At 37.8% G+C, this 18,383-nt stretch carries 17 protein-coding genes; 4 read left to right on the top strand and 13 right to left on the bottom strand.

All coding sequences use genetic code 11. From position 1 onward, the window contains the following. Positions 1–47: 47 nt before the first annotated feature. The gene (locus tag DVW06_RS14315; RefSeq protein WP_137264804.1) at positions 48–557 is read right to left on the bottom strand and encodes a dUTP diphosphatase; all 510 of its coding nucleotides are present in this window, start codon (positions 555–557) and stop codon (positions 48–50) included. A gap of 211 nt (positions 558–768) precedes the next feature. Between DVW06_RS14315 and proB the strand changes: the two genes are divergently transcribed. After that, complete coding sequence (gene proB / locus DVW06_RS14310; protein WP_005473069.1) at positions 769–1,578, top strand: glutamate 5-kinase; 810 nt, start codon at positions 769–771, stop codon at positions 1,576–1,578. Then, positions 1,575–2,819 (top strand): glutamate-5-semialdehyde dehydrogenase, encoded by a 1,245-nt coding sequence (locus DVW06_RS14305; RefSeq protein ID WP_003129264.1) that lies wholly within the window; start codon positions 1,575–1,577, stop codon positions 2,817–2,819. Before proB ends, DVW06_RS14305 begins: the two co-directional genes overlap by 4 nt. Before the next feature lie 88 nt (positions 2,820–2,907). On the opposite strand, the gene DVW06_RS14300 is transcribed toward DVW06_RS14305, so the two are convergent. Further along, positions 2,908–3,303, bottom strand: a complete 396-nt coding sequence (locus DVW06_RS14300) for a DUF4809 family protein (RefSeq protein ID WP_003129263.1) — start codon at positions 3,301–3,303, stop codon at positions 2,908–2,910. 144 nt (positions 3,304–3,447) lie between these two features. Between DVW06_RS14300 and DVW06_RS14295 the strand changes: the two genes are divergently transcribed. Further along, a complete protein-coding gene (locus DVW06_RS14295; protein ID WP_003129262.1) occupies positions 3,448–3,651 on the top strand; it encodes a hypothetical protein in 204 nt (67 codons plus the stop codon). Between the two features lie 41 nt (positions 3,652–3,692). Here the strand turns inward: DVW06_RS14295 and DVW06_RS14290 are convergent, their stop codons facing one another. Beyond that, positions 3,693–4,511: a ZIP family metal transporter gene (locus tag DVW06_RS14290; RefSeq protein WP_137264803.1), complete on the bottom strand. Its 819-nt coding sequence runs from the start codon at positions 4,509–4,511 to the stop codon at positions 3,693–3,695. Between the two features lie 197 nt (positions 4,512–4,708). Here DVW06_RS14290 and DVW06_RS14285 point away from each other — a divergent pair, with 197 nt between their 5' ends. Continuing rightward, positions 4,709–6,331, top strand: a complete 1,623-nt coding sequence (locus tag DVW06_RS14285; RefSeq protein ID WP_003129260.1) for an ABC-F family ATP-binding cassette domain-containing protein — start codon at positions 4,709–4,711, stop codon at positions 6,329–6,331. A gap of 62 nt (positions 6,332–6,393) precedes the next feature. Here the strand turns inward: DVW06_RS14285 and DVW06_RS14280 are convergent, their stop codons facing one another. From DVW06_RS14280 to gyrB, 10 genes are all read right to left on the bottom strand, one after another. After that, the gene (locus DVW06_RS14280) at positions 6,394–7,269 is read right to left on the bottom strand and encodes a DegV family protein (RefSeq protein ID WP_005473073.1); all 876 of its coding nucleotides are present in this window, start codon (positions 7,267–7,269) and stop codon (positions 6,394–6,396) included. A 152-nt stretch (positions 7,270–7,421) separates the two neighbouring features. Further along, positions 7,422–8,714, bottom strand: a complete 1,293-nt coding sequence (locus DVW06_RS14275) for an adenylosuccinate synthase (protein WP_021148909.1) — start codon at positions 8,712–8,714, stop codon at positions 7,422–7,424. A gap of 203 nt (positions 8,715–8,917) precedes the next feature. Next, positions 8,918–10,288, bottom strand: a complete 1,371-nt coding sequence (dnaB, locus tag DVW06_RS14270) for a replicative DNA helicase (RefSeq protein ID WP_003129256.1) — start codon at positions 10,286–10,288, stop codon at positions 8,918–8,920. Positions 10,289–10,409: 121 nt separating this feature from the next. Continuing rightward, positions 10,410–10,862, bottom strand: a complete 453-nt coding sequence (gene rplI / locus DVW06_RS14265) for a 50S ribosomal protein L9 (protein ID WP_003129255.1) — start codon at positions 10,860–10,862, stop codon at positions 10,410–10,412. 13 nt (positions 10,863–10,875) lie between these two features. Next, positions 10,876–12,327: a DHH family phosphoesterase gene (locus tag DVW06_RS14260; RefSeq protein ID WP_005473080.1), complete on the bottom strand. Its 1,452-nt coding sequence runs from the start codon at positions 12,325–12,327 to the stop codon at positions 10,876–10,878. A 259-nt stretch (positions 12,328–12,586) separates the two neighbouring features. Next, entirely contained in the window at positions 12,587–12,823 is a 237-nt protein-coding gene (gene rpsR, locus DVW06_RS14255; protein ID WP_003129253.1) for a 30S ribosomal protein S18, read from the bottom strand. 23 nt (positions 12,824–12,846) lie between these two features. After that, positions 12,847–13,365 (bottom strand): single-stranded DNA-binding protein, encoded by a 519-nt coding sequence (ssb, locus tag DVW06_RS14250; RefSeq protein WP_003129252.1) that lies wholly within the window; start codon positions 13,363–13,365, stop codon positions 12,847–12,849. Positions 13,366–13,407: 42 nt separating this feature from the next. Next, complete coding sequence (rpsF, locus tag DVW06_RS14245) at positions 13,408–13,707, bottom strand: 30S ribosomal protein S6 (RefSeq protein WP_003129251.1); 300 nt, start codon at positions 13,705–13,707, stop codon at positions 13,408–13,410. Between the two features lie 223 nt (positions 13,708–13,930). Next, complete coding sequence (gyrA, locus tag DVW06_RS14240) at positions 13,931–16,408, bottom strand: DNA gyrase subunit A (protein WP_005473081.1); 2,478 nt, start codon at positions 16,406–16,408, stop codon at positions 13,931–13,933. A gap of 23 nt (positions 16,409–16,431) precedes the next feature. Beyond that, positions 16,432–18,381, bottom strand: a complete 1,950-nt coding sequence (gyrB, locus tag DVW06_RS14235) for a DNA topoisomerase (ATP-hydrolyzing) subunit B (protein WP_005473082.1) — start codon at positions 18,379–18,381, stop codon at positions 16,432–16,434. Between the last annotated feature and the right edge of the window lie 2 nt (positions 18,382–18,383).

The raw sequence follows: 18,383 nt of genomic DNA, 5'->3' as shown, positions 1-18,383 counted from the left end.
ACCTCCAATTCGTTATCTAGGACTGACTGCATGCGTATATCGAACAATCACAGATCTGAGGAACCAAATCCTCCAGAGCGTGATTGACTGGTTACATCTTGATCCGCTTTTAAAAACGGCAAGAAGATCCCTTGACCAATTCGTTCACCTTTTTTGATGGTCAAATCACTGGGACCAAAATTCGTAAATTGAAACATGATATGCCCTTCATTATCAGAATTATTGTAATAATCACTGTCAATGACTCCGACACCATTTGTTAGTAACAAAAAACGTTTGAGAGGATTGCTCGAACGATTCGTTAATTGTAAATACTCATCTTTTCCCATATATGATTTGATTCCAGTCGGAACCAGTGTCGGTTTGATTGCTTTTTGAACATCTTTAGCTGTCAACGCTTGGATGCCATTCATCAACCCCGCTTTCCATATACTAGGTATTACGACTTCTTCTGCCGCTTCAAAATCATACCCTGCCGCATGGTGTGTTGCGCGTTGCGGAAGAGCTATATCCTTATCTGCATATGTTGAAACAATTTCAAATCCACGTGTCTTCATCTTTTCCTCCAATTAATAAACATATAGTCATTTTAGCATAGTAACCCTTGTTTTCTTTAATGAAAACAAAATTAACAGAAACTCTTTATATTTTCTTCGCTTCCGCAGTCAAAAAAACGAAGAAAATAGAAAAAGGACATGACGAAAGGCTATTTTGCTAGTACAATAGAAAAAATATTATTTACTGAATTCAGAAGAGGTGGTTACATCCATGCGAGAGAAACTAAAAAAAGCGAATCGAGTCGTTATCAAAATTGGGACCAGTTCCCTCGTCTATCCCAATGGAAATATCAACTTCTCGAGTATTGATGAACTGGCTTTTGTTCTGTCCGATCTAAAGAATCAAAACAAAGAGATTATTCTCGTTTCTTCTGGTGCTATTGGTGTAGGGATGAATAAACTAAACATTCCACAACGTCCTGTAGAAATCCCCCAGCAACAAGCTGTTGCAGCCGTGGGGCAAGCCGAATTAATGAATATTTACAATCACCGTTTTCAAGTTTACAATCAAAAAACTGCTCAATTATTGTTGACTCGAGATATTATTGAGTTTCCTCAAAGTCGAGAAAATGTATGTAATACATTGGAGCAGCTCTTAGCGATGGGAATTATCCCAATAATCAACGAGAATGATACAGTTGCCATAGATGAGTTGGACCATCTTACTAAATTTGGTGATAATGATCAATTATCTGCAATTGTAGCGCAGTTAGTCCATGCGGATCTGCTGATTATGCTATCCGACATCGATGGGTTTTATACTGCTAATCCGCTACATCATAAAACTGCTAAACTTTATGATGAAATTACTGAGATTACACCTGATTTAATGAAACAAGCAACCGGAAAAGGAAGTCCGTATGGAACTGGTGGCATGTCAAGCAAATTAAAAGCTGCGGATCGTATTCTCAAAACAGATGCCACAATGATCTTGGCGAATGGGAAACAGCCTAAAATCATTTTTGATATCTTAGCTGGCAAAAAGGTTGGCACTTACTTTTACAAGGAGGAAACATTATGATCGATTTAATGCAATTGGGAAAGCAAGCAAAAAAGAGTGCGGCCTCACTTAGCTTACTAACCGCTACTGAGAAAAATCACTTACTATCAGCTATGGCCGATACACTTGAAAGAAATCGTTCACGAATTTTAACAGAAAATAAAAAAGACCTTGCTGCTGCAAAAAAAAATGCATTAAATTCAACTTTAATTGATCGCCTAGAATTAACTGATGAACGAATCAAGGAGATGGCAACTGGTATTCGAAAAATCGTTCAGCTCCCTGATCCACTTGGAATCGTGGACAAAATGTGGCGCAATAGTGATAATCTCTTAATTGGTAAACAACGTGTACCATTAGGTGTTGTGGGAATTATTTATGAAGCAAGACCCAATGTTACAACAGATGCTGCCGGTCTATGTTTCAAATCTGGGAATGCTGTCATTTTGCGAGGAGGTAAAGAAGCCTTCTACTCAAATCAAATCCTTGTAAATCTTTTGCAAGAAACATTAAGCGCCAATGGATATTCACCCTATTCTATTCAATTTGTTGATGACACCAGTCATGCAGTGGCTGATCAAATGATGCGCTTGAACAAGTACTTGGATGTACTGATTCCACGAGGCGGTGCTAACCTCATTCGTCGTGTCAAAGAAACAGCAACAGTTCCTGTCATTGAAACAGGAACAGGTAACAACCATATCTTTATTGACAAAGATGCACAGCTTCCGATGGCTGTCGACATTGTTGTCAATGCCAAAACTCAGCGACCTTCTGTTTGCAATGCAATCGAAACGATCCTCGTTCATAAAAGTTGTGCAGCAGACTTTCTACCTTTACTAGAAAAAGAACTGAAAAATAAAGTAGAGTTGCGTGCTGATACTAACGCGCGAAACTATTTAATAAATGCGCAACCTGCTACTGAAGAAGATTGGCAAACCGAATTTCTAGATTATATTGTAGCCATCAAAGTTGTAGATTCCATCGATGAAGCAATTGCCCACATCAATCATTACAACACTAAGCATTCTGAAGCTATCGTCACGGATAACTACTTTGCCTCTCAGAAATTCTTACAAGAAGTAGATGCTGCTGCAGTATATGTCAATGCATCTACACGATTCACGGATGGGTTTGTTTTTGGTTTTGGAGCAGAAATCGGCATTTCAACTCAGAAATTGCATGCTAGAGGCCCAATGGGACTCGAAGCTCTGACTTCCACCAAATATATTATCTATGGAGAAGGTCAAATACGTAAATAAAAAAGCTGCTTGATTCCGGAGACTTCAATCTTTAAGTGATTTTCACTTTTGATTGAAAGTTTCTTTTTCAAGCTGCTTTTCTGATTGATTATGCTTGTTCAATTACAAATTCAACTGGTTCCATAGCGAAGAGTTGCTGTAAAACTGCATTTGCTTCTGTAAACAATTCCTGATCACAGGCTTTTTTCTGACAAACAATTCTTTGTTCTTTTGAAACAAATACTTGTGTAGCATCATTATCCACAAATTTCACTTCTTGATTCTCTTTTCGAAAAATGTAGCCCTCTTCTTCGTCTAATAATAGCGCTGTCTGCCAATGCTCATTTTGGATAAGTGGCATTACTAAAGATGCTACGTCCAGATTTTCTACAGAAACTTCTTTACCATTCTCTAAGTGCATCGTAAACGTTTCTAACTCAAAGGCCTGGCAAGCATTGCACCCTCCTTCCGTAATAAAATGTTTACTTTTGATAATTGCTTTCATGTTCTCACCTGCTTTTTTTTACCAGTTTACCTCACTAACATCTCTTTGACTACCGACGGAGAAAAAATTCCGCCTTAAGATGGATGTTCCACCTCTTCTTTCTTGATAAAATAAATTTAAGAAAAAGGTATAGGAGGATTTATTATGAATACACAAAGTTTGTTAGGTAAAATCGTAACTGTTGTAGCAGTTTTAGTTCTGGCTTCATTGCTCTTATCTCTCGTCTTAGGATTAATTGGCGGATTGATTGGTTTAATTTTTCGTTTTGGTATTCCTTTATTGTTAGCTGTTCTAATTGTTCGGTGGCTGACAAACGTTCGACAACGACCAAAAAAATACTATAACTAACAAAAAGACTTGGAGCATTATCTGTTCCAAGTCTTTTTTGATTATCCTAAAGCAACATCCAAAACCATCATCAGAATGAAGCCTGTCATAACACCAAAAACTGCAAAATGCCGTCGACTACTAGCTGTTTGTTGTGCTTCAGGTATTAGTTCCTCTACCACTACATAAATCATCGCTCCCGCTGCAAATGCTAAAGCATATGGCAAAACGGCTGTCATACTTGTTACCAGCAAAGCGCCTATAACACCGGCAATCGGTTCAACGATCCCAGAAGCTTGTCCATAGACAAAGGCCTTATTACGACTCAATCCTTCCTGTCTTAAAGGAATGGATACAGCAGCTCCTTCGGGAAAATTTTGGATCCCAATACCTATAGCTACTGAAATAGCTGCCAAAACTGCTGCCCGAGGATCTTCCGAGCTGGCGGCTGCTCCAAAAGCCACACCAACTGCCAAGCCTTCAGGAATATTGTGTAATGTGATGGAGAAGACCAACAGAATCGTTCGTTTTAAATGGCTTGGAAAGCCTTCTGTTTCATGGTTAGGACCAAAGTGCATATGCGGTAATGTTTTGTCTGCAGCATATAAAAATAGTCCACCCAATCCAAAACCAATACTAACCACAAGCCATGGGATATCCCCATTTTCTTCCGCACGAGCGATAGCAGGGTCTAGTAATGACCAAAAACTCGCAGCAATCATTACACCGGAAGCGAATCCCAACATCGTATTCAGAACATTTTTATTGATATCCTTAAAAAAATAAACAAGTGCCGCACCTAGAGCAGTCATGGCGTATGTAAATAAAGTACCAACCAAAGCCTGCTGCCACGGGGACAGTTGCATTAACCATTCAACCAAAACATTTCTCTCCTCCTATCTTCTCCCTTTACTCTAGCATAGGAAAACGCTTGATTCTAGCCTTTTGTTTTACTCAAAATAATTCTAAGCTCCTTGTTTGATTGTAGGGAAATCCTTGAGTTTACTTGAAACTTTCAACATTCATCGCTATAATGCTAGGAGACTCAATGTCAATATATATAAAGTGAGGAAAAGAATTGATTACAGTAAGTGATGTAAGTTTGCATTTTTCAGATCGCAAACTGTTCGACGATGTTAATATTAAGTTTACGCCTGGCAATTGCTATGGTTTGATTGGTGCAAATGGTGCTGGTAAATCAACTTTCTTAAAAATATTATCTGGAGAAATCCAACCATCTACAGGAAATGTTTCATTAGGACCCGATGAACGAATGGCTGTTTTGAAACAAAATCATTTTGACTTCGAAGAATACCCAGTTATTGAAACTGTTATCATGGGTCACAAACGATTATACGACGTAATGAAAGAAAAAGATGCGATCTACATGAAAGAAGACTTTAGTGACGAAGATGGTATCCGTGCTGCTGAACTAGAAGGAGAGTTTGCTGAACTGGATGGTTGGGAAGCTGAACCTGAAGCCGCAGTTCTCTTACAAGGGTTGAATATCCCTGATGAATTACACCATGTCCAAATGAAAGAATTAACAGCTGGTCAACGTGTGAAAGTGTTGTTAGCACAAGCTCTTTTCGGAAAACCAGACGTCTTGCTCTTGGATGAGCCGACTAATGGATTGGATATCCAATCTATTAACTGGTTAGAAGAATTTTTAATCAACTTTGATAATACCGTTATCGTAGTTTCCCATGACCGTCACTTCTTAAATAAAGTATGTACCCATATGGCAGATCTAGATTTTGGGAAGATCAAACTGTATGTCGGAAACTATGATTTTTGGTTAGAATCAAGTCAATTAGCAGCAAAATTGCAATCACAATCAAATGCGAAAAAAGAAGAACAAATCAAAGAACTGCAAGAATTTATTGCCCGCTTTAGTGCAAACGCGTCAAAATCAAAGCAAGCCACTTCTCGAAAGAAAATGTTGGATAAAATCACACTTGATGATATTCAACCTTCTTCACGCCGCTATCCTTTTGTAGGATTTAAACCAGAACGGGAAATTGGGAATGACTTGTTGCAAGTAGATAATGTCAGTGTGACTATTGACGGTAAAAAGATTTTAGATAATATCTCATTCACTTTGAATAAAGATGACAAAGTTGCTTTTATTGCCAACAACGACATCACAACGACTACATTATTCAAAGTTATTATGGGCGAGATCGTGCCAGATACTGGTAGTGTACGCTGGGGTGTTACAACACAACACGCTTACTTGCCAAAAGATACTACTGGTGAATTTGATACGGATACACCAATTGTTGATTGGTTGCGTCAGTATGCTAGTAAAGAAGAGGATGATAATACATTCTTACGTAGTTTCTTAGGTCGGATGCTGTTTTCAGGTGATGAAGTCTTAAAACCAGTCAATGTTCTATCGGGTGGCGAAAAAGTTCGTTGTATGTTATCAAAACTAATGCTATCAAAAGCTAATGTTCTTGTCTTAGACGATCCAACAAATCACTTAGATTTAGAATCGATTACTGCATTGAATGATGGCCTTATGGCTTTTACCGGCTCTTTACTTTTTGCCTCTCATGACCATCAATTTATTCAAACGCTCGCAAATCGAATTATCGCCGTTTCAAATAAAGGTGTTGTTGATCGTGCAGAGACTACCTATGATGAGTTCTTAGACAACAAAGATGTACAACAAAGAATTCAAGAATTATATAATTGATCTCCAAATGAAAAAGCCAAATGCAAGAACTCTTGCATTTGGCTTTTATATTTAAGAGAAAATCAATCACTGATCAAACGTGTTTTTCCGAATGAAAAAAGTGCCAAACAACCATATCCTGTATGGCTGGCAATTGTTGGTCCTAAAGGATAATGATAAATAATTAATGCTGGAAATTGCTCTTTCAAGAGTCTTAACACTTTTTCTGCTGCTTCGTCATCACCTGCATTTGCAAGATAAACCGTCTCTATTTGAGATTCACGCAGATTCGCTACTGTTTTATCAACAATTTTTTGAATTGATTTATTTCGACCTCTCACTTTATCGACATTTTTCAACTTTCCATCTGTATCTACAGTAATAATTGGTTTAACATTTAATAGGCCGCCAATGGCCGCTGCTGTTTTAGATATTCTACCGCCTCTTTCAAGATGTCGAAGATCATCAACTGTCACCCAAGAATCTAGAGATAATTTATGTTCTTCTACCCACTGGCTGACCTCATGAAGAGACCAACCTTCACTTTGTCTTTTTGCTGCTTCCGCTACTAAAAAACCCTCTCCCAAACTAGCAGATTTTGTATCAATGAGTGTGATTTCAGCATGAGGGTATTCTTCTTTAAGAATAGCAACAGCTTGAACAGCGCTTTGAAAAGAACCGCTCATTCCAGACGAAAAACCTAGATAAAGTATCGGTGTGTGCGATTCTACATATGGACGAAAAAATTCAACATAACGTCCGACGTTGATTTGAGAAGTTGTCGGTTGTGCATTTTCTTTTAATTTTTCTAAAAACCACTTGGCATCAAATTGTTCACCCATATCATCGATATATTCTTTTCCTTCAAGTTCAATTGTCATAGATATATATTGAACACCCAATTCAGCTAATCTTTTTGCTGGTAGATCACAACATGAATCTGTAATGATTTGATACATAGGTACACCCCCTTTGATAACCTTATTATAGCAAAAAAAGAACAAGGCAGAAGAAATCATACTTGAAGACGGGAAAATCATCGATTTTCTTCTAAAATACTCTGCCTTGTTCTTTCTACTATTCAATTCTACTAATTAATTCTACCCACTGATTAGATTTGTGCCCAAACACTCTCTAATATATTCGTTTGATTACGATCTGGCCCTACTGAAAATGTTGAGATACGAACCCCAACTAATTCAGAGATACGATGTACATAGTTACGTGCATTTTCAGGAAGATCAGCTAATGTTTTGCATCCAGTAATATCTTCTGACCAGCCTGGTAACTCTTCATAGACTGGTTTACAACGATTCAATTCTTTTAGACTTGCAGGATAATGATAAATCAATTCTCCATCTAATTCATAAGCAGTACAAATTTTTACAGTTTCCAAGCCGCTCAAAACATCAATTGAATTTAGAGACAGATTCGTGATACCAGAAACACGTTTTGAATGACGCATGACAACAGAGTCAAACCAACCAACACGACGTGGACGACCAGTTGTCGTACCATATTCACGGCCAACTTCACGAATTTGATTGCCTGTTTCATCAAAAAGTTCTGTTGGGAATGGGCCATCACCAACTCTTGAAGTATATGCTTTACAAACACCAACTACTTTATTGATTTTAGAAGGACCCACTCCACTACCAATAGTTACTCCACCAGCTACTGGATTTGAGGATGTTACGAACGGATATGTTCCTTGATCAATATCTAGCATAACTCCTTGAGCACCTTCAAACAGTACGCGTTTTCCTTGATCTAGCGCATCGTTTAGAATAACTGAAGTATCCGTTACATATTTCTTGATTTGTTGACCATATTCATAATACTCTTCAAAAATATCTTCAAAAGCAATCGGCTCATCATCAAACATTTTAACAAATTGACGATTTTTTTCTTCAAGATTGATACGTAATCTTTCTTCAAAAATTTCTTTATCAAGAAGATCAGCAATTCGAATACCTACACGAGCGGCTTTATCCATATAAGCTGGACCAATCCCTTTGATCGTTGTTCCGATTTTATTGTCACCTTTAGCATCTTCTTGTAACTGATCTAATTTGATATGATACGGTAAAATAACATGGGCACGGTCAGAAATTTTCAAATTATCTGTTATTATATTATTCTCTTTTAGATAGGCAAGTTCCTTAACAAGAGATTTTGGATTCACAACTACGCCATTTCCGATCACGCTAATTTTATCTTTATAAAAAATACCGGATGGAATCAAGTGTAATTTATATGTCACTCCATCAAACTTAATAGTATGTCCTGCATTGTCTCCACCTTGATAACGTGCAATCACTTCCGCATTTTCACTCAAAAAGTCGGTAATCTTCCCTTTTCCTTCATCGCCCCATTGGGTACCTACTACTACTACAGATGACATTTAATGACCTCTTTCTTTATATATTGCACTCCATAAGTATTGTACCAGTATTCGATCATGGATTCAATCTAAAATCGAATGATTGAATTCATTAAAATGAAAAAAAGCAGAAAAAAACGAACTATATTTTATTTATTTTTTTTATACAAAGCTAAATACGAATAAAAAAAAGCGACCGGCAATAGTACCAGTCGCAACCTATCCTATGCAAACTCAACTCTTGGAGATAGAGAGGAAAACTTATTGTATTCCTTGATAAACAATAATTCAACTGTTCCCCGTGCTCCACTTCTGTTCTTTTCAATAATCACTTCAATGACATTATTGTTTTGCGGCTCTTCACCGCCATCCTCTTCGTCACCTTCACGTTGATAGTAATCGTCTCGATAGAGAAATGCAACAATGTCTGCATCTTGCTCAATAGATCCTGATTCACGAATATCACTTAAAACTGGACGTTTATCTTGGCGTTGTTCCACCCCTCGTGATAATTGAGAAAGCGCAATAACTGGAACTTTTAATTCTTTGGCTAATTTCTTCAATTGCCGAGAAATCTCAGAGACCTCTTGTTGACGGTTTTCTCTTCCTGTACCTTCAATCAATTGCAAATAATCAATCAATATCAAACCCAAATTCCCTTTTTCCTGTGCTAATTTACGACAACGTGCTCGAATCTCGGAAATTTTGATTCCAGGTGTATCATCAATATAAATACTAGCATTCGACAAACTTCCCATGGCCACGATCAAATTGCGCCACTCTTCTTCTGACAGTTGACCGGTCCGTAAATGGCTGGCTTCAATAGATCCTTCCGCACATAGCATTCGATTGACTAATGATTCTGCACCCATCTCTAAGCTGAAGATGGCGACAGAACGATCTGTTTTTGTTCCTACATTTTGTGCTATATTTAGTGCAAAAGCTGTTTTACCAACAGCAGGACGTGCTGCTAAAATAATTAGCTCTTCTTTTTGAAGTCCAGCTGTCATTTTATCTAAAGCTGCATAGCCAGTAGGCAATCCGGTAATTTCTTCGTTATTTTGCGCTAACTGATCAATATTTTCAATTGTTCGATTTAACACATCAGCAATAGACTGAAATCCGTTGCTATTTCTTTTTTCTGAAACCTCTAAAATGCTTTTCTCTGCTTGATCGACAATCGATTGAACATCTTCATCTTGTTCAAACCCCTTTGTCACGATACGACTAGCGGTTTGAATCAAGTTGCGTAAAGTCGCTTTGTCGTCCACGATTTTTGCATAATAAGCAATACTAGCGGCCGAAGGAGAAGCTTGGCTAAGTTCTGTTAAATAAGTAAGCCCGCCGATATCTTCCAGACTATTACTTTTTTCTATTTCTGCTTTCAATGTGATTAGGTCGATGGATTCATTACGATCATTGAGTTGAATCATCGCTTGAAAGATAATCTGATGGCTGCGCCGATAAAAATCTTGTGGTTCAATAATTTCCATCGCATCAATAATTGAATCCGCGTCTAAAAAGATTGCTCCTAAAACCGCTTGCTCAGCTTCAATGTCTTGAGGCGGAATTTGATTTTGCCATACTTCATTCATGACTTTCGCTCCTAATCTAGTGTTCATTTATTCTACAGGATATCAAATCAAAGCACAAGAGAACCTCGATTACAAAAATATCCGCTTAAAAAAACCCAACATTTTACTGTTGGGAAACTTTTTATTCTTGTACCGTTTGGACGGTAATTGTAGCAGTTACTTTAGAATGTAATTTGACGGGCACCTTTGTATAACCTAATGCCCGAATGGGTTGTTCTAACTCAATTTTCCGCTTGTCCAATTTTATACTATATTGTTTGTTCAAAGCATCAGCAATTTGTTTTGATGGAATAGAACCAAACAATCGACCATCTTCTCCTGCTTTTGCTTTAATTCTAACAACTGTTTCTTCCTTTTCAAGGACTGTTTTTAGTTCTTCAGCCTCCGCCAGTAATTCCGCTTCATGTTTTTCTTGTGCTTTTTGTTTTCCTTTTAATTCGGCCATGCTTTCATTATTAGCTGGTTTAGCTAAGTTGTTTTTAATTAAGAAGTTTTGTGCATACCCATTTGGTACATCCTTAATATCTCCTTTTTTTCCTTTTCCTTTAACATCTTGCAAGAAAATAACTTTCATCTGTGGTCACTCCTCATTCTCTTTCTAACTTGTTAAGTTCTTGAATTAACATTTTTTTGACTTCATCCAAGCTTTTATCCTTGATTTGAGTAGCTGCATTTGTGAAGTGGCCTCCTCCACCAAGTGCTTCCATTAAAACTTGCACGTTGATTTTGCCAGTGCTTCGAGCACTAATACCGATCAACTTACTAGGCTGCCTTGTGATCACAAAAGCAGCATGAATCCCATTGATTGATAAAAGCGTATCCGCTGCCTTAGCGACTGTCACACTGTCATATACTCGTTTATCATCAGCTACTGCGATAACGATATCTTCTTTGTAATGTTTGCTTTTAGAAACTAGTTCACTAATCATTAAATAGGAGTCTAAATCCGTACTAAGCATATATTGAACAAGTGAAGTATCCGCACCATGATTTTTGAGGTATCCAGCTATATCAAAAGTTCTACCAGTTGTTCGAACAGAGAAATTCTTTGTATCGACATAAATTCCCGCCAATAAAGAAGTAGTGATAAATTTGGGAATTTGTGTTTTGCGAGTAGAACGATATTGTATCAACTCAGCGACTAACTCTGATGCCGAAGATGCTGTTGATTCAATATAAGTCAACAACGGCTTATCTGGAAACTCATCTCCGCGACGGTGATGATCAATTACAGCAATTTTATCAAATACATCATAAACTTTTTGTGAGATTGACATAGACGGTTTATGATAATCAACCATTACTAAGACACTTTCCTCATTGGATAAAGTTACAGCTTCCTCACCTGAAATAACAATTCGTTCTAAATCAGGATATTTCTTCAATTCTTCTAATACCCGTTCAATATCCGCAGTAATTTCTTTAGGATTTAAAATGATGTAACATTCACGTTCACTCATCATTGCCATATAAGCAACTCCAAAGGCTGCACCTAAAGCATCCATATCAGGGTACCTGTGTCCCATGATAAATACCTTTTTATTATCAGCAAATATTTTTTTTAATGTAGTACTCATAGCCCGAGAGCGAACACGAGTTCTCTTGGGCGTACCATCTGTATTCCCCCCAAAAAACTGTGGTTTTGCTTCCTCATCAGCTTTCTTCAGTACCACTTGATCCCCACCACGTACCAAGGCGATATCTAAATTATTTTGAGCTACTTCGCCTATTGTCTCTAGCGATTCTTCTCCGTAAGAGATTCCCATACTAATGGTTAAGGCTAAGTCATTCTTTTCAGCAATATTACGAACACGTGTCAAAAATTCAAAATTCCCTTTTTTCATCTTCTCAATATCTTCAATCTTGGCAACAAAAAGAAAGCGTTCAGAATTAATCCGCTTATAAAAGATATGATTTTCACTGGCCCAATCTGAAATCAGCGTCGTGATCAAAGAGTTCAAGTAGGATATTTGTTTGTCATCTTTTTTGTCAATTAGATCATCATAGTTATCAATTGAAATAAGTCCGATTGCTGACATAATTTAACTCCTCAATAAACTGCTATAGAAATATTAAACACTTTTATATTTTACCACATCTTATACGAATAAGCGATTTCCTAAATAAAGTTTCACGTGAAACTTTATTTAGGAAACCACAAATCAAATACCGGCAAAGATTTTTTCGTTATTTAAATATTGAATTAAATAACAAATACACTAAATGTTTTTAGTAATAGTATATACAAAAAAAGTTGACAACTGTCAAAAACAGTTGTCAACTTTTGAATAGTAAAAATTATTCTTCGCCTACAAATGGAAGTAATCCCATGATACGTGCGCGTTTAATTGCAACAGTTAGTTTACGTTGGTTTTTAGCCCCTGTACCTGTTACACGACGTGGCAAAATTTTTCCACGTTCAGAAATGAAACGTTTTAACAATTCTGTATCTTTATAATCGATGTGTTCGATATGATTTGCAGCAATATAGTCTACTTTGCGACGTTTACGTCCGCCTCTTCTTTGTTGTGCCATTCTATTTCCCTCCTATCAATTTATTAGAATGGTAAATCATCGTCTGAAATGTCAATTGACGAGTTTCCGAATGGATCAGAATTATCTCGATCAAAGTTAGGCATTCCTGATGGTTGAGAGGATTGATTTTGATTTGTGCTATTGTTTCCGAATCCAGAAGAACCACTAGTATTATACGAAGTATTTCCACCGCTTTCGGTAGTGCGTCGTTGTTCAGAAGCATTTCGAGATTCTAACAATTGAAAATTGTCTGCTACAACTTCAGTTACATATACACGTTGTCCTTGTTGATTGTCATAAGAACGTGTTTGGATTCTTCCAGTCACACCAAGTAATGTACCCTTACGAGCATAATTAGCCAGTGTTTCTGCAGGTTTTCTCCAAATCACACAATTGATGAAATCAGCTTCACGTTCTCCACTTTGGTTTGTAAAATTACGATTTACAGCCAATGTAAAAGACGCGACGCCAGTGCCGTTAGCAGTGTATCGTAAATCAGGATCTTTGGTTAATCTTCCTACTAATACAACATTATTAATCAAAGTTCATCATCTCCTCATCGCTTTGTTTCATGTGAAACAATTTTATTCTTCTTCTTTGACAATCATGTGACGGATAATATCGTCATTGATTTTAGCAAGACGGTCAAATTCATTGATTGCACTTGCATTTGATGGAGAAGAAACTTTAACGATGTGATAGATACCCTCACGGAATCCATCCATTTCATACGCTAGACGGCGTTTTTGCCAATCTTTAGACTCGATAACTTCAGCTCCGTTATCTGTCAAGATCGTGTCAAAACGTGCGATCAATGCAGATTTTGCTTCTTCATCAATGTTTGGACGAATGATGTATAAGATCTCATACTTCGTATTTTCCATTGATTATTCACCTCCCTGTGGTCTTAGGCCCCTAGTATATTCTAGGAGCAGAGAGAGTCGCCTGATTAGACTACTCACAAATACCAATTATACATTTTTTTCATCCATAATACAAGATTAATTTTTTGACTTTTGACAGTAAAATTGCTTGCATCAATAAGTACGCACAAAATATTTTCATTTATTAAAAAAACTCCAACAACATCGTGTTGGAGTTACATTACTATTCATCATTCTGACTTTCAGAAGATATTTCTTCTTCTGTTTCAGAAACTTCCGGATCTACAGTGGCCATCGTGACTACTTTCGCTCCGTTTTCCATCTTCATTAAGCGAACGCCTAAAGTTGCACGTCCAGTTTGAGATACTGTTTCAGCGTTAAATCGGATAATGACACCTTTGTCTGTAATTAGCATGATATCTTCTTTGCCTGAAACTGTAGTCAATCCAGCTAACGGTCCATTTTTCGCAGTAATATTCGCAGTTTTTATTCCTTTACCACCACGCCCTTTTATTGGGTATTCTGAACCTTTTGTACGTTTTCCGTAGCCATTCTCTGTGATAACTAATACTTCACTATCTTCTTTGATCACAGAAGCGCCGACAACATAGTCATCTTCTCTTAAACGGATGCCTCGAACGCCTGCAGCAGTTCGTCCCATATCTCGAACCAGCTCTTCTTTAAATGTAACTGAATAGCCATTGTGTGTACCAATAATCATCACATCTTGCCCATTGGTTTCTACTACATTAACTAATTCATCATTTTCGCGTAACCCAATAGCAATCAATCCATTGGCCCGAATATTGGAGAAAGCAGTAACTGATGTACGTTTTACTATACCTAGCCGTGTCGTGAAGAACAGATAACGTCCTTCTTGAGGTCCTCCAGAAGCAGAGATAATCGCTTCGATGCGTTCGTTTGAATCAATACCTAAAAGATTGATCACAGGAATACCTTTAGCAGCTCGTCCGTATTCAGGAATTTCGTATCCTTTAGCTTTATAAACTTTCCCCATGTTAGTAAAGAAAAGTAAAGTATCATGAGTTGAACAAGAAATCAACGTTTTAACAAAGTCTTCATCGTGAATCCCCATGCCTTGAACACCACGACCTCCACGACGTTGAGCCCGAAATTCAGAATTTGCTACTCGTTTGATATACCCATTATTTGTCAGCGTAATGACAATTTCTTCTTCTTCAATCAAATCTTCATCTTCAAGACTCAATACTTCTCCAACAAGTAATTCTGTTCGGCGCTCATCACCAAAGCGTTGACCTAATTCTTGCAATTCTGTTTGGATAATTTCTAAAACTCGCTGAGGATTAGCTAAAATATCTTTTAAGTCAGCAATCAATTCCAACAAACTTTGATATTCATTTTCAATCTTGTCTCTTTCTAATCCTGTTAAACGACGCAAACGCATATCTAGAATCGCTTGCGCTTGTCGATCTGATAGACTGAAACGTTCCATCATTGTGTTTTTTGCTTCATCATCTGAATTAGATGCTCTAATCAATGCAATGATTTCATCAATATGATCAAGAGCAATCCGTAATCCTTCCAAGATGTGAGCACGTGCTTCTGCTTTGTTTTTGTCAAATTGAGTACGACGCGTTACTACCTCTTGTTGATGCTCGATATAATTTTCTAAAATTCGTTTCAAACTTAAAATTTTTGGTACGCCTTTTTCAATCGCCAGCATATTAAAGCCAAAAGATGATTGAAGAGCCGTCATTTTATAAAGGTTGTTCAAAATAACTGAAGCACTAACGTCACGACGAACATCGATCACAATACGCATACCTTCTCGAGAAGATTCATCGCGCAAGTCCGTAATACCTTCGATTCGTTTGTCTCGATGAAGTTCTGAAATCCGCTCAATTAATTTTGCTTTATTGACCATGTACGGCAATTCGGTGACTAGAATTCTTTCTTTACCATTAGGCATCTCAGTAACTTCAACTTTTCCTCGTACCGTAATGGACCCTTTACCTGTCTCATAGGCCCGTCGAATACCTGATTTACCCATAACTAGGCCGCCCGTTGGAAAATCAGGTCCGGGCAAAACTTCCATCAATTCATTCGTTGTTACTTCAGGATTTTCCATTAGCAGCTCAATAGCCGCAATTACTTCATTCAAATTATGTGGTGGAATGTTCGTTGCCATACCTACCGCAATACCTGTTGTACCATTGACTAAGAGATTAGGAAAACGAGCAGGCAATACTGCAGGTTCTCTTTCAGTATCGTCGTAATTACTTTGAAAATCGACGGTATCTTTATTAATGTCTCTTAGCATTTCCATTGCTAATTTGCTCATGCGGGCTTCAGTATACCGCATCGCGGCAGCACCATCACCATCGACTGAACCAAAGTTACCATGACCATCCACTAACATATAACGATAACTAAACGGTTGCGCCATCCGCACCATTGATTCGTAAATCGCACTATCACCATGAGGGTGATATTTACCCATTACATCACCGACGATACGGGCTGATTTTTTATGAGGTTTGTCTGGTGTAACCCCTAATTCATTCATTCCATATAAAATTCTACGATGAACTGGTTTTAGTCCATCTCGAACATCTGGCAAGGCCCTTGCAACAATAACACTCATCGCATAATCGATAAAGGACTCACGCATTTCACTTGTCAGATTGACATCATGAATATTTTGTTTTGCTTCACTCAAGCTATTTCCTCCTTTACGATTGGCTAGATATCAAGATTTTTAACATAATGTGCATTCTCTTCAATAAAGGCACGCCTTGGTTCTACACGATCGCCCATTAGCATTTCAAAAATTTGATCTGCTTCAATTGCATCGTCTACACTTACACGGAGCATCATCCGGTTTTCCGGATCCATTGTTGTTTCCCAAAGCTGATGGTCATCCATCTCACCTAAACCTTTGTATCGTTGAACACTTGGTTTAGGCGTTGCAGGCAATGACTCGATTGTATTCTTCAAATCTTGTTCTGCGTTTTTGCCTGGTTGGATATAATGGATATTTTTTCCTTGTTTTACCCCATAAAGTGGTGGTTGAGCAATATAAACATACCCAGCTTCAACAATTGGTCGCATATAGCGATAGAATAAAGTTAATAGCAATGTTCGGATATGTGCGCCATCGACGTCGGCATCAGTCATAATTACTAATTTATGATAACGTGCCTTAGAAACATCAAAGTCTGCTCCAAATCCTGTGCCCATCGCTGTAAATAGTGAACGGATTTCTTCATTTGCCAAAATTTTATCCATGCTTGCTTTTTCGACATTTAAAATTTTCCCTCGAATAGGCAGAATCGCTTGGAATTCACGACTTCGTCCTTGTTTAGCTGATCCTCCAGCTGAGTCTCCTTCGACAATAAATAATTCGCATTTCTCAGGATCATTACTTGAACAATCTGCTAGCTTACCTGGCAGATTACTAATTTCAAGAGCACCTTTACGTCGAGTCATCTCACGCGCACGCTTAGCTGCTTGACGTGCTTTAGAGGCTAGCAGTCCTTTTTCAACTACTTGGCGCCCAACTGCTGGATTCTCCATCAAAAATTTTGTGAAATGCTCTGAAAATAAACGATCAGTTACAGTCCGCACTTCTGAGTTCCCTAATTTTGTTTTTGTTTGTCCTTCAAACTGAGGATCTGGATGTTTGATGGAAATAACCGCTGTAAGACCTTCTCGAACATCTTCACCTGTTAGATTCTCATCATTTTCTTTCATTAGCTTAGACTTACGTGCATAGTCATTGATAACCCGAGTCAAAGCTGTCTTGAATCCAGACTCATGGGTACCACCTTCATACGTATGAATATTATTAGCAAAACTTAGCAAATTGTTATGATAGCTATCTGTGTATTGTAGAGAAACTTCAACCGTGATGCCCTGTTGTTCCCCTTCAAGATAGATTGGTTCAGGAAAAATAACTGTCTTACTTGCATTTAAGTGTTCAACGTAGCTTTTAATTCCGCCGTCATAATGATATTCCTTCAGAACAGGATGTTCTTCTCGTTTATCTTCAATTGAAATTTTTAAGCCGCGATTCAGAAAAGCTAATTCTCGAACACGTGTAGCCAACTTATCAAAGTTAAAAACAGTAGTTTCTGTAAATATTTCAGGATCCGGTACAAAGTGAACAGTAGTCCCATGACGATCTGTTTCGTCAATCACTTTTAGATCTTCGACAACAGCTCCCCGATGGTATTCTTGATAATAAACTTTGCCTTCTTTGTATACTTTAACATCTAATGTGGTAGATAATGCGTTTACCACTGAAGAACCTACACCATGCAAACCCCCTGAAACTTTATATCCGCCACCGCCAAATTTTCCACCTGCATGAAGAATAGTAAATACAGTTTCAACAGCAGGTCTGCCAGTCTTTGCTTGAATATCTACAGGAATTCCCCGACCGTCATCGACAACAGTAATACTATTATCTTCTTCGATAATTACTTGAATTGCTGTAGCAAAACCAGCAAGTGCTTCATCAATCGAATTATCTACGATTTCCCACACAAGGTGATGGAGCCCTTCTGAACTGGTCGATCCGATATACATTCCTGGACGCTTGCGTACCGCTTCTAAACCTTCTAAGACTTGAATCTGACTGGCGTCATATTCTTTGGCACGTTCAACTAAACTTTTTTCTTCTTCTGTCATTC

It is taken from the genome of Enterococcus sp. ARL09-542 (genome assembly GCF_005234805.1).
Taxonomy (GTDB): domain Bacteria; phylum Bacillota; class Bacilli; order Lactobacillales; family Enterococcaceae; genus Enterococcus_D; species Enterococcus_D gallinarum.
The sequence above is the reverse complement of the archived record's forward strand: the minus strand, read 5'-3'. Positions and strand labels throughout refer to the sequence as shown.

Coding starts and splice junctions, on each gene's coding strand:
- DVW06_RS14315 (WP_137264804.1), bottom strand. CDS start 557: ATGAAGACACGTGGATTTGAAATTGTTTCAACATATGCAGATAAGGAT.
- proB (WP_005473069.1), top strand. CDS start 769: ATGCGAGAGAAACTAAAAAAAGCGAATCGAGTCGTTATCAAAATTGGG.
- DVW06_RS14305 (WP_003129264.1), top strand. CDS start 1,575: ATGATCGATTTAATGCAATTGGGAAAGCAAGCAAAAAAGAGTGCGGCC.
- DVW06_RS14300 (WP_003129263.1), bottom strand. CDS start 3,303: ATGAAAGCAATTATCAAAAGTAAACATTTTATTACGGAAGGAGGGTGC.
- DVW06_RS14295 (WP_003129262.1), top strand. CDS start 3,448: ATGAATACACAAAGTTTGTTAGGTAAAATCGTAACTGTTGTAGCAGTT.
- DVW06_RS14280 (WP_005473073.1), bottom strand. CDS start 7,269: ATGTATCAAATCATTACAGATTCATGTTGTGATCTACCAGCAAAAAGA.
- DVW06_RS14275 (WP_021148909.1), bottom strand. CDS start 8,714: ATGTCATCTGTAGTAGTAGTAGGTACCCAATGGGGCGATGAAGGAAAA.
- dnaB (WP_003129256.1), bottom strand. CDS start 10,288: ATGAATGAAGTATGGCAAAATCAAATTCCGCCTCAAGACATTGAAGCT.
- rplI (WP_003129255.1), bottom strand. CDS start 10,862: ATGAAAGTTATTTTCTTGCAAGATGTTAAAGGAAAAGGAAAAAAAGGA.
- DVW06_RS14260 (WP_005473080.1), bottom strand. CDS start 12,327: ATGTCAGCAATCGGACTTATTTCAATTGATAACTATGATGATCTAATT.
- rpsR (WP_003129253.1), bottom strand. CDS start 12,823: ATGGCACAACAAAGAAGAGGCGGACGTAAACGTCGCAAAGTAGACTAT.
- rpsF (WP_003129251.1), bottom strand. CDS start 13,707: ATGGAAAATACGAAGTATGAGATCTTATACATCATTCGTCCAAACATT.
- gyrB (WP_005473082.1), bottom strand. CDS start 18,381: ATGACAGAAGAAGAAAAAAGTTTAGTTGAACGTGCCAAAGAATATGAC.